The 12,463-nt window shown below is 75.3% G+C and carries 14 protein-coding genes; 9 read left to right on the plus strand and 5 right to left on the minus strand.

Features of this window, described 5'->3' with window-relative positions; all coding sequences use genetic code 11:
* Positions 1 to 73: 73 nt before the first annotated feature.
* Positions 74 to 868 (minus strand): ABC transporter ATP-binding protein, encoded by a 795-nt coding sequence (locus tag ACGF7U_RS10935; protein ID WP_393105216.1) that lies wholly within the window; start codon positions 866 to 868, stop codon positions 74 to 76.
* 130 nt (positions 869 to 998) lie between these two features.
* Here ACGF7U_RS10935 and ACGF7U_RS10940 point away from each other — a divergent pair, with 130 nt between their 5' ends.
* Together ACGF7U_RS10940 and ACGF7U_RS10945 are read left to right on the plus strand one after the other, a co-directional pair.
* Complete coding sequence (locus ACGF7U_RS10940; protein ID WP_393105218.1) at positions 999 to 2,009, plus strand: ABC transporter ATP-binding protein; 1,011 nt, start codon at positions 999 to 1,001, stop codon at positions 2,007 to 2,009.
* Entirely contained in the window at positions 2,006 to 3,019 is a 1,014-nt protein-coding gene (locus ACGF7U_RS10945) for an ABC transporter permease subunit (RefSeq protein WP_393105220.1), read from the plus strand. The genes ACGF7U_RS10940 and ACGF7U_RS10945 overlap by 4 nt, the downstream gene beginning before the upstream one ends.
* A 159-nt stretch (positions 3,020 to 3,178) precedes the next feature.
* Here the strand turns inward: ACGF7U_RS10945 and ACGF7U_RS10950 are convergent, their stop codons facing one another.
* Positions 3,179 to 4,354, minus strand: coding sequence for an ROK family protein (locus tag ACGF7U_RS10950; protein ID WP_393105222.1), 1,176 nt, complete (start codon positions 4,352 to 4,354; stop codon positions 3,179 to 3,181).
* A gap of 168 nt (positions 4,355 to 4,522) precedes the next feature.
* Between ACGF7U_RS10950 and ACGF7U_RS10955 the strand changes: the two genes are divergently transcribed.
* Entirely contained in the window at positions 4,523 to 5,974 is a 1,452-nt protein-coding gene (locus ACGF7U_RS10955; protein ID WP_393105224.1) for a glycoside hydrolase family 3 N-terminal domain-containing protein, read from the plus strand.
* Between the two features lie 159 nt (positions 5,975 to 6,133).
* On the plus strand, positions 6,134 to 7,336 hold the full coding sequence (locus ACGF7U_RS10960) for a PP2C family protein-serine/threonine phosphatase (protein ID WP_393105226.1): 1,203 nt from the start codon (positions 6,134 to 6,136) through the stop codon (positions 7,334 to 7,336).
* Between the two features lie 6 nt (positions 7,337 to 7,342).
* Here ACGF7U_RS10960 and ACGF7U_RS10965 read toward each other — a convergent pair whose 3' ends face one another.
* Complete coding sequence (locus ACGF7U_RS10965; protein ID WP_393105228.1) at positions 7,343 to 7,708, minus strand: STAS domain-containing protein; 366 nt, start codon at positions 7,706 to 7,708, stop codon at positions 7,343 to 7,345.
* A 158-nt stretch (positions 7,709 to 7,866) separates the two neighbouring features.
* Here ACGF7U_RS10965 and ACGF7U_RS10970 point away from each other — a divergent pair, with 158 nt between their 5' ends.
* Genes ACGF7U_RS10970 through ACGF7U_RS10980 form a run of 3 tightly spaced genes read left to right on the plus strand, consistent with a single transcriptional unit; the run spans position 7,867 to position 9,540 of the window.
* Complete coding sequence (locus tag ACGF7U_RS10970) at positions 7,867 to 8,388, plus strand: hypothetical protein (protein WP_393105230.1); 522 nt, start codon at positions 7,867 to 7,869, stop codon at positions 8,386 to 8,388.
* Positions 8,385 to 8,879, plus strand: a complete 495-nt coding sequence (locus ACGF7U_RS10975) for a thiol-disulfide oxidoreductase DCC family protein (protein ID WP_393105232.1) — start codon at positions 8,385 to 8,387, stop codon at positions 8,877 to 8,879. The genes ACGF7U_RS10970 and ACGF7U_RS10975 overlap by 4 nt, the downstream gene beginning before the upstream one ends.
* Positions 8,842 to 9,540, plus strand: coding sequence for a TetR family transcriptional regulator (locus ACGF7U_RS10980; protein ID WP_393105234.1), 699 nt, complete (start codon positions 8,842 to 8,844; stop codon positions 9,538 to 9,540). Before ACGF7U_RS10975 ends, ACGF7U_RS10980 begins: the two co-directional genes overlap by 38 nt.
* Before the next feature lie 323 nt (positions 9,541 to 9,863).
* Here ACGF7U_RS10980 and ACGF7U_RS10985 read toward each other — a convergent pair whose 3' ends face one another.
* Together ACGF7U_RS10985 and ACGF7U_RS10990 are read right to left on the minus strand one after the other, a co-directional pair.
* The gene (locus ACGF7U_RS10985; RefSeq protein WP_393105236.1) at positions 9,864 to 10,526 is read right to left on the minus strand and encodes a GNAT family N-acetyltransferase; all 663 of its coding nucleotides are present in this window, start codon (positions 10,524 to 10,526) and stop codon (positions 9,864 to 9,866) included.
* Between the two features lie 151 nt (positions 10,527 to 10,677).
* A complete protein-coding gene (locus tag ACGF7U_RS10990; RefSeq protein WP_393105238.1) occupies positions 10,678 to 11,325 on the minus strand; it encodes a DUF4396 domain-containing protein in 648 nt (215 codons plus the stop codon).
* 266 nt (positions 11,326 to 11,591) lie between these two features.
* On the opposite strand from ACGF7U_RS10990, the gene ACGF7U_RS10995 reads away from it, so the two are divergent.
* Together ACGF7U_RS10995 and ACGF7U_RS11000 are read left to right on the plus strand one after the other, a co-directional pair.
* A complete protein-coding gene (locus ACGF7U_RS10995; RefSeq protein WP_393105240.1) occupies positions 11,592 to 11,789 on the plus strand; it encodes a DNA repair protein in 198 nt (65 codons plus the stop codon).
* A gap of 121 nt (positions 11,790 to 11,910) precedes the next feature.
* Positions 11,911 to 12,429 (plus strand): hypothetical protein, encoded by a 519-nt coding sequence (locus tag ACGF7U_RS11000; RefSeq protein WP_393105242.1) that lies wholly within the window; start codon positions 11,911 to 11,913, stop codon positions 12,427 to 12,429.
* Positions 12,430 to 12,463: the final 34 nt, after the last annotated feature.

The raw sequence follows: 12,463 nt of genomic DNA on the forward strand, positions 1-12,463 counted from the left end.
TCGCCGCCGGAACGCTGCGGCGAAGTCTAGGACCCCGCCGGCGACTGCCGATCCGGCCCACGGCCCGCCGGGATCAGGCGGCGCGGGCCGTGTACCGGTCGCCGGAGCGCTCGACCACCAGGGGAAGCCCGAAGGTCTTGGAGAGGTTGTCCCCGGTGAGCGTGTCGCCGAGCAGGCCCTGGGCCACCACCTGGCCCTCGCGCAGCAGCAACGCGTGGGTGAAGCCGGGCGGGATCTCCTCCACGTGGTGGGTGACCAGCACCAGCGCCGGGGCGTCCGGGTCGTACGCCAGCTCGGCCAGCCGGGCCACCAGATCCTCACGCCCGCCCAGGTCGAGTCCGGCGGCGGGCTCGTCGAGCAGCAGCAGCTCCGGGTCCGTCATCAGCGCGCGGGCGATCTGCACCCGCTTGCGCTCCCCCTCGGACAGCGTGCCGTAGGCGCGGTCGGCGAGGCCGCCGATGCCGAGCTGGCCCAGCAGCGCGCGGGCGCGCGCCTCGTCGCCGCTGTCGTAGCTCTCCCGCCAGCGCCCGAGCACCGACCAGGCGGCCGTGACGACCACGTCGCTGACCCGCTCGTCGGCGGGCACCCGCTCGGCCAGCGCGGCGGTGGAGAGCCCGATGCGGGTGCGCAGCTCGTTGACGTCGGTGCGGCCGATCCGCTCGCCGAGCACGTGGGCGGTGCCGGTGGTCGGGTGCAGCCGCCCGGCGGCGAGGTTGAGCAGTGTCGTCTTCCCGGCGCCGTTCGGGCCGAGCAGCACCCAGCGTTCGTCCAGCTCGACCCGCCAGTCCACGTCGTGCAGCAGCGCCGTGCCGGACCGGCGTACACCGACGCCGTCGAGGCTGATCACCAGATCCGCGTCACCAGTCACCCGACCATCCAACCACGCAACGCCGGGCGCCCCCCACGGGCGGCGCCCCGGTCATAGGGTGAGGCGCCGTGTCGTTGGTCACCACATCCGAAGGACGGTCCATGCCCGGTCGGAACGCGGAGCCGCGCTGGTGAGCGCGGTCATCGAGATCGAGGGTCTGCACAAGACCTTCCACAGCCTGCGGCAGGGACGCCGGGTGGCGGTCGACGGTTTCGACCTGCTCGTGGAGCCCGGCCAGATCCACGGCTTCCTCGGCCCCAACGGATCGGGCAAGACCACCACGCTGCGCGCCCTGCTCGGCCTGGTGCGCGCCGACGCCGGCCGGATGACGATGCTCGGCGTGCGCGCGCCGGAGCACCTGCAGGCGGTGGCGGGGCGGGTCGGGGCGATCGTGGAGAGCCCGCAGTTCTTCGGCAACTTCACCGGCCACCGCACCCTGCGCCTGCTCGCCCGGGCCGGCGGCGTGCCGGTCGCCCGGGTCGACGCGGTGCTGGAGCAGGTGGGGCTGCGGGACCGGGGCGACGAGCGGGTCAAGGGCTACTCGCTGGGCATGAAGCAGCGCCTGGCGGTGGCCTCGGCCCTGCTCAAGGACCCGGAGCTGCTGATCCTCGACGAGCCGGCGAACGGGCTGGACCCGGCCGGCATCCGGGAGATGCGGGACCTGATGCGCTCGCTGGCCGAGGCCGGCGTGACCGTGCTGGTCTCCAGCCACATCCTGGCCGAGATCCAGCTGATCTGCGACCACGTCACGATCATCTCGCGGGGCCGGCGGGTGGCCGCCGGGCGCGTCGACGAGGTGCTGGCCGGCTTCGACCGGCACGAGCTGCTGGTGCGGGTGGACGAGCAGGAGCGGGCGGCCGAGCTGCTGACGGCCGCGGGGCTGGCGGTGACCGGGCACGACGACCACCTGGTGGTGGGCGGCGTCGACGACGCCACGACGGTCAGCCGCGCGTTGGGTGAGGCCGGCCTGTGGGTCCGCGAGCTGACCCCGCTGCGGCCCGACCTGGAGAGCGTCTTCCTCGAACTGACCGGCACGCCGGGGCACCCGCCGGCGCCCCGGCAGGTGGACGACTCGATGCTGCCCGACCCCGCGCACCGGGAAGCGGCGATCGACCTCGACGCGAGGGGAGTGGACGCGTGAACCTGGTCCGTGCCGAGCTGGAGCGCCTCGGCGCCCGGCGCTTCGTGCAGCTCATGCTCGTCCTGCTGGTGCTCGCGTTCGGCGTCACCGCGGCGACCACCCTCGCCGGGTCCCACCGGCCCAGCGCCCAGGAGGTCCTCGACGCCGAGCAGCAGGCCGCCGCGGCGCGCCAGGAGCTGGAGCGCACCCACCAGCTCTGCCTGGACCGGCAGCGCGGCGTCCTGCCCGTGGAGGAGGTGCAGGAGTACGTTCCCGACGACTGCAGCGAGGTCGACCCGGCCCTGATGGAGCGGGTGCCGGTGGCCGCCGACTTCCTGGTGGGCGTCTTCACCTTCGCCGAGGAGGCCCGGCCGCTGCTCTACTTCCTCATCGCCTTCCTGGTGCTCTTCGGCTTCCTGGTCGGCGCCTCCTACATCGGGGCGGACCTGAACTCCGGCGGGGTGGTCAACCTGCTGCTCTGGCGACCTGGGCGGATGACGGTGCTCGGCACCAAACTGGGCGCCCTGCTCGGCGCGGTGGCGCTGCTGTCGGTGCTCGCCTCGGCGGCGTACCTCGGGGCGTTCTGGCTGATCGGGCAGGCCGCCGGGCGGCCGGGGCGGCTCGACGGCGAGTTCTGGCGGTCCCTGGGCGCCATCTGGGGGCGCGGCATGGTGCTGGTGCTGTTGGCCAGCGCGGTCGGCTTCGCCATCGCCACGCTGGGCCGGCACACCTCGGCGGCGCTCGGCGCGGTCGCCGCGTACGCGGTGGTCTGGGAGCTCGGGGCCCGGCTGGTGCTGGAGATCCTCGACGTGTCCCGGCCGGACCGGTTCATGCTCTCCAGCTATCTGGGCGGCTGGCTGACCGGGCGGGTCGAGTTCTTCGACGACCGGCCCTGCACCGACGGCCCCTCCGGCTTCTGCGACAGCATGTACGCGCTGACCTGGGGCCCGTCGCTGGCCGTGCTGCTCGCGCTCACCGGCGTGTTGACCACGGCCGCCTTCGTGCTGTTCCGCCGCCGCGACCTGATGTGACCTGCGGGGACACCGGACCCGGATGCGGCAAGACCTTGCAGCATCCGGGCCGGTGGTGAAATATTCCTTCACATGACGCGCGGCCTCCTCCGACCCCGCCGGTCCGGGTCGGCGGGGCCCGCCGCGCGGTCCCGGGCGACGGCGGGCGGGTGGCCCCGGTCAGCCGACGGTCGAGCCGAAGACCTCGTCGCGGACCGCGTCCAGCGCCGTGCGCAGCGCGCCGCGCAGGATCGGCTCCTCGGTCAGCCCGGTGGGCACCACCCGGGGGCGGACCAGCGTGATCGCCGCGACCTCGTGCTGCACCCGCTCGGCCAGGGCCGCCCCGCCGGCCTGACCGACCTCGCCGGCCAGCACCACCAACGGCGGGTCCAGCACCACGCAGGTGCTCGCCACGCCGAGCGCCAGCCGGCGGGCCACCTCGTCGAGCATCGGGCCGCCGGCCGTGCCGTCGGCGACCGCGGCCCGCACCGCGACGGCGCCGCTGTCGTCCGGGTAGCCGTGCGCGCGGGCCAGTTCGCGTACCGCCTCCGCGCCGATCAACTGCTGGAACGCCGGCTTCGCCCGGCGGGAGACGTCGCGCGGGATGGGCGCCCCGGGCACCGGCAGGTAACCGATCTCGCCCGCGGCGCCGCTGCTGCCGTGGTGCAGCCGGCCGCCCAGCACGATGGCCAGACCGACGCCCGCGCCGACCCAGACCAGGACGAAGTCCGTCAGCCCCTGCGCCGCGCCCGACTGCGCCTCGGCGACCGCGGCGAGGTTGACGTCGTTCTCGAAGACCACCGCGGTGTGCAGGTCCTCCCGGAGGGCGGCGAGCAGACCGCTGTGCCAGCGCGGCAGGTTGAACGCGAAGGTGATGTCGCCGGTGCCCGGGTCGACCAGGCCGGGGGTGCCCAGCACGATCCGCCGTACGCTCGACAGCTGCGCCCCGGCGCTGCTCGCGGCCTGCACCACCGCGTTGTGCACGACGCCGACCGGGTCGTCGGTGTCCCGGGTCGACTGCTCGACGCGGCCGATCACCGCGCCGGTGATGTCCGCGCAGGCGGCCACCACCCGGTCGGCGCCGACGTCCACCCCGACCACGTGCGCGCTGCCCGGCCGCACGGCGTAGAGCTGGGCGTTCGGCCCCCGCCCGCCGGCCTGCTCGCCGACCCGGGTGACCAGCCCCCGCTCCTCCAGCCGCTCGACCAGCTGGGACGCGGTGACCTTGGACAGCCCGGTCAGCTCGCCGAGCCGGGCCCGGGTCAGCGGCCCCTGCTCCAGCAGCAGCTCCAGCGCCGCGCGGTCGTTGAGCGCCCGCAACAGACGGGGGGTGCCGGGCAGCCGGGTCGAACTCATGCCACGTCCTCTAGTTTCGTTAAACCTTGTTAACTGTAAACGGACCTGCAAAACGGGTAGCCGTAGCGTATCGGCCGCCCGGGACCGGGTCGCTCGGCCGACCCGGTACGTCGCCGACCGCCACCGGTACGACATCCGTGCCGGCGGGCACCGAAAGGGGAAGATCACGTGGGGCTCGATCCAGGACTGCGCCGGCTCGCGCTCGGCACGCTGCTCGCCGCGTACCCGGGGCCGGTTCCGCCGGACTGGGCGGTCGACCTGGTGGCCGAGGGGCTCGCCGGGCACACGCTGTTCGGTACCAACGTCCACGACCCGGGGCAGGTGGCGGCCAGCACCGCCGCCCTGCGGGCGGGCCGGCCGGACGTGCTGGTCGCGATCGACGAGGAGGGCGGTGACGTCACCCGGCTGGCGCACGCCACCGGCAGCCCGTACCCGGGCAACGCGGCGCTCGGCGCCATCGACGACGTGGCGCTGACCCGCCGGGTCTACGAGGCCATCGGCGCGGAGCTGGCGGGCCTCGGCATCACCGTCGACCTCGCGCCCACCGTGGACGTCAACACCGCCGACGAGAACCCGGTGATCGGCACCCGCTCGTTCGGCGCCGACCCGGTGCGGGTCGCCGCGCACTCCGCCGCGGCGGTGGCCGGCCTCCAGGCCGCCGGGGTGGCGGCCTGCGCCAAGCACTTTCCGGGGCACGGCGCGACGGTCGCGGACTCGCACCACGAGCTGCCCACCGTGGACGTGCCGCTCGACGTGCTGCGCGAACGCGACCTGCCGCCCTTCGCCGCGGTCGTCGCGGCCGGCGCGCAGGCCGTGATGACCGCCCACATCCGGGTGCCGGCGCTGACCGGCGACGGCCCGGCCACGTTCAGCCGGGCGGTCCTGGTCGACCTGCTCCGCGACGAGTACGGCTTCACCGGCACCGTCATCACCGACGCCCTGGAGATGAAGGGCGCGGCCGTGGCCGCCGGCGGGGTGGGGCCCGCCGCCGTACGGGCCCTCGCCGCCGGCGCCGACCTGCTCTGCATCGGGGCCCAGGTCGACACCGGGCTGGTCGAGCGGGTGGTCGCCGAGATCGTCGCGGCGCTCACCGACGGTCGCCTGGACCGGGCCCGGGTCGAGGAGGCGGCCGGCCGCGTCGCGACGCTCGCCGCCTGGACCCGGGCCACCGGCGCGACCTCGGCCGCCCCCACCCAGCTCGGGTACGCCGCCGCGCGGCGCGCCGTCCGGGTGGAGGGGGAGCTGTCCGGGCTGGACCGCCCGCTGGTCGTCCAGTTGCACGCCGCGTCGACCATCGCCGAGGGACGGGTGCCGTGGGGCCTCGGCCCGCACCTCGACGGCGTGCAGGAGCTGCGGGTGGTGGCCGCCGAGACGGACCCCGCGACCCTGCGCCGGCTCGCCGGGGACCGGCCGATCGTGCTGGTCGGCCGGCACCTGCACCGCCTGCCGGGCGGCCCCGAGCTGGTGGGCGCGCTGGCCGCCGCGCATCCGGTGACCGTGGTCGAGATGGGCTGGCCCGGCCGCTGGCGGCCGGCGGGCGTGCGGGCGTTCGTCACCACGTACGGCGCGAGCCACGCCAACGGCCGGGCGGCGGCCGAGGCGCTCGGCCTGGCCGGCTGACGCTGGCGGCCGGGGCCGGGCGGTCCGGCGGCGGACCGCCCGGCGGCGTCACCGCCCCGGGCGGACCGGATGCCCCCGCGCAGCCGGCGCCGGGCCGGCGGGCGCATCCGGTCCGCTCCGGGCGGCTTTGGCGGGGCGGGCTCGGGGTATGCGACAGGAATGACCGCCACCGACCCCTGGCACCGGGCCCTGGCCGACCTCGTGTCCCTGTCCCACCGGCTGCCCCCGGACCAGTTGCCGGTCGCGATCAACACCGTGCTCCGGCCGCTGGGCGCGACAGCGACCACCTACCTGGTCGACGCCGAACAGCGCGACCTGCGCCCGCTGCCGGAGCCGGGCCGGCCGACGCCGGACCCGTTGCCGATCGACAGCAGCCTGGCCGGTCGCGCCTTCACGCAGGTCGAGGTGCACGCCGGGCAGGGCCCGCCGCCCCGGCTCTGGGTGCCGGTCGTCAACGGCACCGACCGACTGGGGCTGCTGGAGGTGTTCCCGCCGGCCGGGGCCGACCTCGCCGACGAGGCGGTCCGTGACGGCTGCCGGCTCGTCTCCGGCCTGGTAGGCCACCTGGTCAGCAGCAAGAGCGCGTACGGGGACCTCCTGCACCGCACGCGCCGCAGCCGTCCGATGGGGCTTTCCGCCGAACTGCTCTGGCAACTGCTCCCGCCGCTCACCGTCGCCACCCCCGAGGTCACCGTCAGCGCCCTGCTCGAACCCTGTTACGAGGTCGGTGGCGACGCCTTCGACTACGCCGTGGACGGCGGGACCGTGACGCTGGCGGTGCTCGACGGGGTGGGGCACGGCCTGCCGGCGGTGCTGACCACCTCGGTCGCGCTGGCCGCGCTGCGGGCGGCTCGGCGCGCCGGCGCGGACCTGTCGGGGCTGGTGCGGGCGGTCGACGCCGCGATCGCCGCGCAGTGGCGGGACGCGCGGTTCGTCACGGCGGTGCTCGCGGAGTTCGACACCCGCACCGGGCTGCTGCGCTACGTCAACGCGGGGCACCCGCCACCGGTGCTGCTGCGCCGGGGGCGGGCCGTGCAGGCGCTGGACGGGGGCCGGCGGCTCCCGCTCGGCCTGCCGGACGAGCGGGCCGACGTGGCGGAGATGCGGCTGGAGCCCGGTGACCGGTTGCTGCTGCACACCGACGGGGTGACCGAGGCGCGCGATCCGGCGGGCGAGATGTTCGGGCTGCCCCGGCTGGCCGACCTCGCCGAGCGGCACATCGGCTCCGGGCTGCCCGCGCCGGAGACCCTGCGCCGGCTGAGCCACGCGGTGGTCGCGCACCAGGCCGGGCCGCACCTGGACGACGCCACCCTGTTGCTCGTCGAGTGGTCGGCCACGGCCGCCGCCAGCACCGAGCCCTGAGCGGACTCAGTCGAGCCCGCGCCACCCACGCAGGGCGGGCGGCCCCGCAGCATCGCCGTCGGCCAGCCCGAGCAGCGGGCCGACGCCGGTGATCCGTAGGACCCGCGCGACCACCGGCTGCGGGTTCTCCACCCGCAGCGGCACGCCGCGCTCCCCGCCCACGGCGACGCCGTGCACGAGGACGCGGACGCCGCTGGAGTCGAGGAAGCGGACGTCGGCGAGGTCGACGACGACCTCCCGGACGCCGGGCCGGTGCAACGCGTCCGTGATCGTGGCACCGAGCGCGTCGGCCGTGGCCATGTCGATCTCGCCGGACGGGCGCACGAACACCTGCCCCGGCTCCGTGTACCGCTCGCCCATGGATCGCCTCACCGTCGAGAAGATGCGCCGGAACCGGCGCGAGTCGACCATACGCGACCGCCGCCCCGGCAGGGCTACGCGGAAGCCCGCCACCGCCTCTTGAACACGTTCAAGAACTGCCCTACGCTCTGGACGCAGGATTTGAACACGTTCAAGAAGGGCGTCGGCGAATGGACACCAAGGTCTGGATGTACCTGGTCTACCTGGCGGTCAGCATCGGCCTGACCGTGTGGGTGGCCCGGGCGCTCTCCCGCAACGGGCTGGTCTTCCTCGAGGAGGTGTTCGCCGACGAACGGCTGGCCGGGGCGGTCAACAGCCTCCTCGTGGTGGGCTTCTACCTGCTCAACCTCGGCTACGTGACGGTGGCGATGAAGCATGCCGACCCGGTCGGCTCCACCGCCGAGGCCATGGAGGAGCTGTCCCTCAAGATCGGCCTGGTGCTGCTGGTGCTGGGCGCGCTGCACTTCTTCAACGTCTTCGCGCTCGGCCGCTACCGCCGGGGCCGGCTGCGTCAGCTCGCCACCCATCCCCCGCTCGCCCCGGTCGGCCGGCTGCCCGGGCCGCCCGCGCCCCGGAGCCCCCACCCGGCCGGTCCCCACCCCAACAACCCGCAGCACGTCGGCCCGCAGCAGCACGTCGGCCCGGCCGGGCCCGCGCCAGAGGCCGGCCCCGGCGTACCGCCGGCCCGATGAGCGTCCCGCCCGCCGAGGGGACGGGCGGGGCCCCGGACGCCACCGCGCACGGGGGCGGTGGTGTCCGGGGGTTCACCGTCCTCTACGACGCACACTGCCCGCTGTGCCGCGCCGCGCGTGGCTGGCTGGCGTCCCGCCCCCAGCTCGTACCGCTGGAGTTCGTGCCGGCCGGCTCGGCGGAGGCCCGGCGGCGCTTCCCCGGCCTGGACCATGAGGCGACCCTGCGCGACCTCACCGTGGTCGCGGACACCGGTGAGGTGTACGCGGGCGACGGCGCCTGGTTCGCGTGCCTCTGGGCGCTGGCCGACCACCGGGGCACCGCCGAGCGGCTGGCGCGCCCACACCTGCTGCCGCTCGCCCGCCGGGTGGTCGCCGCCGCCGCGTCGGTACGCGAGCGAGTCCGCGATCCGTGGGCGGAGCCGGCCGGCGACCCGGCGGGATACGGTGACCCCGATGACCGAGCAGACTGCGCCGACGACCGCTGCGGGTGAGCCGGCCACCGCGCGGGGCGAGCAGACGCGGCAGCTCATCGTGGACACGGCGATGCGGCTGTTCCAGGAGCGGGGGTACGCCCGGACCACCATGCGTGCCATCGCCCAGGAGGCCGGGGTGGCGGTGGGCAACGCCTACTACTACTTCGGGTCGAAGGACCACCTGATCCAGGAGTTCTACGCCCGCGCGCAGGTCCAGCACCGGGCGGCGGCACAGCCGGCGCTCGACCGGGAGTCCGACTTCGCCGCCCGGCTCGCCGGGGTGCTGCACGCCGGCGTGGACGTGCTCACCCCGTCGCACGCCTTCGCCGCGAGCTTCTTCAAGACGGCGGCGGAGCCGACCTCCCCGCTCAGCCCGTTCTCCGAGGAGTCGTCCGCGCCCCGGCAGGCGGCCGTCGACCTCTTCGCCGAGGCCCTGGACGGCTCCACCGCGAAGGTGGACGCGGAGCTGCGTCCGCACCTGCCCGAGCTGCTCTGGCTGGCGTACATGGGGGTGGTCCTCTACTGGGTCCACGACCGGTCCCCGGGGCAGGCCAAGACCCGGCAGCTCATCGACGGCGCGGTGCCCCTGATCGACCGGCTGGTGGGGCTGTCCCGGTTGCGGGTGCTGCGCCCGGTCACCCGGCAGGTGCTCGACCTCATTCGCACGCTGCGTCACTGACCCACGGCACCGTCCCGACGCGCTCCGCTCCAGGTCAAGTCCGCTTCTGGACAGTCCGAACCACCCGCCGGCATCTTGCCGAACCACAGCTCGATACGTAGCGTGATCGGCACGTACGGCGACCGGCCCCGCAACGCCCGACACGGGCGGAGGGACCTGGGGGGAGGCTGCGGACCGTGGATCCGGCCCGGGATCCACGGTCCGCGCCCTGCCGTCCGCACCCCGTCACCAGGACGTCGCGCCGTCGCCGTCGCCCGGCCACTCGCGGCCGTCGCCCGCCCGGGCGGCCGCGCCGACGCCACCAGCCGGTCGCCGGTCGCCGGTCAGGGCGGGTACACCCCGAACGACCGCCAGCCCCGGTCGGGGAAGCCCGCCGCCTCGGCGACCCGCGCCGAGGCCAGATTGGCGTGGCCGTGCAGGTAGGTCGGGACCGCGCCCTCGTCGAGCACCCGGCGGGCCGCCTGCGCCACCAGCCGCCGGGCCAGGCCCCGCCCCCGCGCCGCCGGCGTCGTCCCCACCGCCAGCTCGTGGCCGTACGCGTCATGTCGCTTGATGCCCACGCCGGACAGGTACCGGCCGCGCTCGTCGCGCGCCACCAGCACGGGACGGTCGAAGAGCCGGAGCCAGGAGGGCAGCCCCCGCGTGCGCGGGGACACCCACTCCCCCACCTCGGGCAGCGGAGCCGGGGCCAGGCTCCACCGGAACACGTCGTCGTGGACCACCCAGCCGGGCTGGCCGACCGCCGCGGGCAGCGCGGGCAGCAACCGCCCGGGTTGCCGGCGGGCCAGCTCGCGGACCGCCTCCACCCGGTCCGGCGGCACGGAGAGCAAGGTGCTCGTCCCGGCCGCGACCGCGATGGCCGGCCGCAACCGCCCGTCCCAGGCCGGCCGGGCCCGCCGGTGCGAGCCGACCACGTGCAGCCCGGGGCCCGCCGGCCACTGCCCCAGCCAGGTAGCCAGGTGCAGGTGGAGCCGCCGGTCGCGCATCGAGTCACCCTTCCGTGGTCCACCCACGGCGGCCGCCCGCCCGGACACCTCCGGGCGCCGCCCGCCGCGCTCGCCGGGGCACGGTCCGCGCCCCGGCCCGCCCGCCGATCACCGTACGCCGGACGGCCGCCGCCCGGCGTACGGTCCCGGATCAGTGGTGGGTGTGCCCCGCGCGCCCACCGTCGTGCCCGGCCTCGTGCCCGGCGTGGCCGGTCCCGTGACCGGCGTGACCGCCGTGCCCGGCCTCGTGCCCGGCGTGGCCGGTCCCGTGACCGGCGTGACCGCCGTGCCCGGCCTCGTGCCCGGCGTGGCCGGTCCCGTGTCCGGCGTGACCGACCTCGTGGCCGGCGTGCCCGGCGTGGTAGCGGTGGGTGACCGCGTGGCCCCGGCCCCGCGCGATCAGCGCCCGGTTCACCGGCACGGTCACCACGAAGGCCACCGCGAGCGCGACCGCGAGGCTGGCCCAGAACACCACGCTCCCCAGGCCGGCCTCCATCGCGCCGGGGATGGCGAGCATGACGCCGTTGTCGACCACCTCCATGACCGCGATGCTCACCGTGTCGGCGACCAGCGCCACCTTGATCGCGGTGCGCAGCGGGACACCGGAACGCAGCACCGGCCGGATGGTCAGCGAGTAGCCGAAGAGGAAGGCCAGGCCGACCGCGAGCGCGATGGTGGAGAGGTCTGACCAGCCGAGGGCGGTGCCGATGACCATGCCGAGGACCTCGCCGATGGCGCAGCCCGTGAGGCAGTGCAGGGTCGCCGTTACGGCCAGCCGGGTGAGATTCGCGTTCGTCATGCCCTGACCATATACCCCTAGGGGGTATAGCTCAAGAGACGTCGGTCACGCCGGCGGCGACCCCGGATTCGGCGGCGGCGCGGCCCGGCGGCGGCCCGGACCCGGGCCGGCGGCGGTTGAAGGGCGCGAAAGGCGGGTACCCGGGGCGGAACATCGCCGATGGATGCCGCCGCGAATTCCGGTCAGAGTCAGGGGAACCCGACGCATCGATCGACCGTCATATTCATTTCCATACATGTACAACTTTCTTTGGGACGGTAATGGTCATGCCGAATCAGCCGAATGACCGGTACCAGCAGGACACCGAGCGACTCTGGCGCACGCCCGGGGTCGCGGAACGGTTTCCCGCCCAGCCGCCGTACCGGGGCAACCGCGGCGCCACCCGTGCGGACGCGCTCTCCTGGGGCGAGCTGAACAAGCTGCCGGCCGGGACCTCCACCCGCCGCAACCTCAACCCGCGGTGACCCGCCGCCGCCCCGATCGGCGGCAGCGACACACCCGGGCGGTCCAGCGACGGCTTTCGCACACCTGTCGGGTAATTTCTTCTGGTCCGGCACCCGGCCCACGACAGGAGAAGCACCGCGCATGGGCAAGAAGACGATCCACGTCTCCGACTTCAGCGGCACGGTCATCCAGCCCGACGACGAGGTGGTCCGCGTCGTCGTCCTGGAGCACCCTGACCTGGTGGCCGGGCCCGTGCAACTGGACGCCACCCCGGTCGAGGTGGAGAGCATCGACGACGCCGCGCTCGACGTCGCGGTGGTCGAGATCCACGACCGGCACGGCGACGGCGAGCCCCGGCGGGTGGTGCTCACGGCGAGCGAGTTCGACGCGATGGCCACCGACGTGCCGATGGCACAGCTCCTCCGGACCGCCGAGCGGGTCCGCCCGCCGAAGGCCCGCAAGGGCGCCGAGAAGCTCGACTACGGCACCATCGAGCACGCCGGCAAGCCGCACCGGGGCCGGGTCACCGAGGAGGAGGCCCGGCTGGTGCGCGAACGGCTCGACGAGGTCAACAAGCGTCTCGCCGACGCGGGCATCCGTCAGATCGACCCGGCCGACCCGGAGCACGCCGACCGGTACGGCTTCCCCGCCGTCTCCTGAGGCCGCCGCGGCGGCCTCAGGCCGGGACCGCCGC

Origin of the sequence: Micromonospora sp. NPDC047670, from assembly GCF_043204915.1 — a bacterium.
Taxonomy (GTDB): Bacteria; Actinomycetota; Actinomycetes; order Mycobacteriales; family Micromonosporaceae; genus Micromonospora.

Bases quoted from the DNA above. Each gene is read 5' to 3' on its own strand.
- ACGF7U_RS10950 (WP_393105222.1), bottom strand. From the start codon at position 4,354: ATGAGTTCGACCCGGCTGCCCGGCACCCCCCGTCTGTTGCGGGCGCTC.
- ACGF7U_RS10960 (WP_393105226.1), top strand. From the start codon at position 6,134: ATGACCGCCACCGACCCCTGGCACCGGGCCCTGGCCGACCTCGTGTCC.
- ACGF7U_RS10970 (WP_393105230.1), top strand. From the start codon at position 7,867: ATGGACACCAAGGTCTGGATGTACCTGGTCTACCTGGCGGTCAGCATC.
- ACGF7U_RS10975 (WP_393105232.1), top strand. From the start codon at position 8,385: ATGAGCGTCCCGCCCGCCGAGGGGACGGGCGGGGCCCCGGACGCCACC.
- ACGF7U_RS10980 (WP_393105234.1), top strand. From the start codon at position 8,842: ATGACCGAGCAGACTGCGCCGACGACCGCTGCGGGTGAGCCGGCCACC.
- ACGF7U_RS10985 (WP_393105236.1), bottom strand. From the start codon at position 10,526: ATGCGCGACCGGCGGCTCCACCTGCACCTGGCTACCTGGCTGGGGCAG.
- ACGF7U_RS10990 (WP_393105238.1), bottom strand. From the start codon at position 11,325: ATGACGAACGCGAATCTCACCCGGCTGGCCGTAACGGCGACCCTGCAC.
- ACGF7U_RS10995 (WP_393105240.1), top strand. From the start codon at position 11,592: ATGCCGAATCAGCCGAATGACCGGTACCAGCAGGACACCGAGCGACTC.
- ACGF7U_RS11000 (WP_393105242.1), top strand. From the start codon at position 11,911: ATGGGCAAGAAGACGATCCACGTCTCCGACTTCAGCGGCACGGTCATC.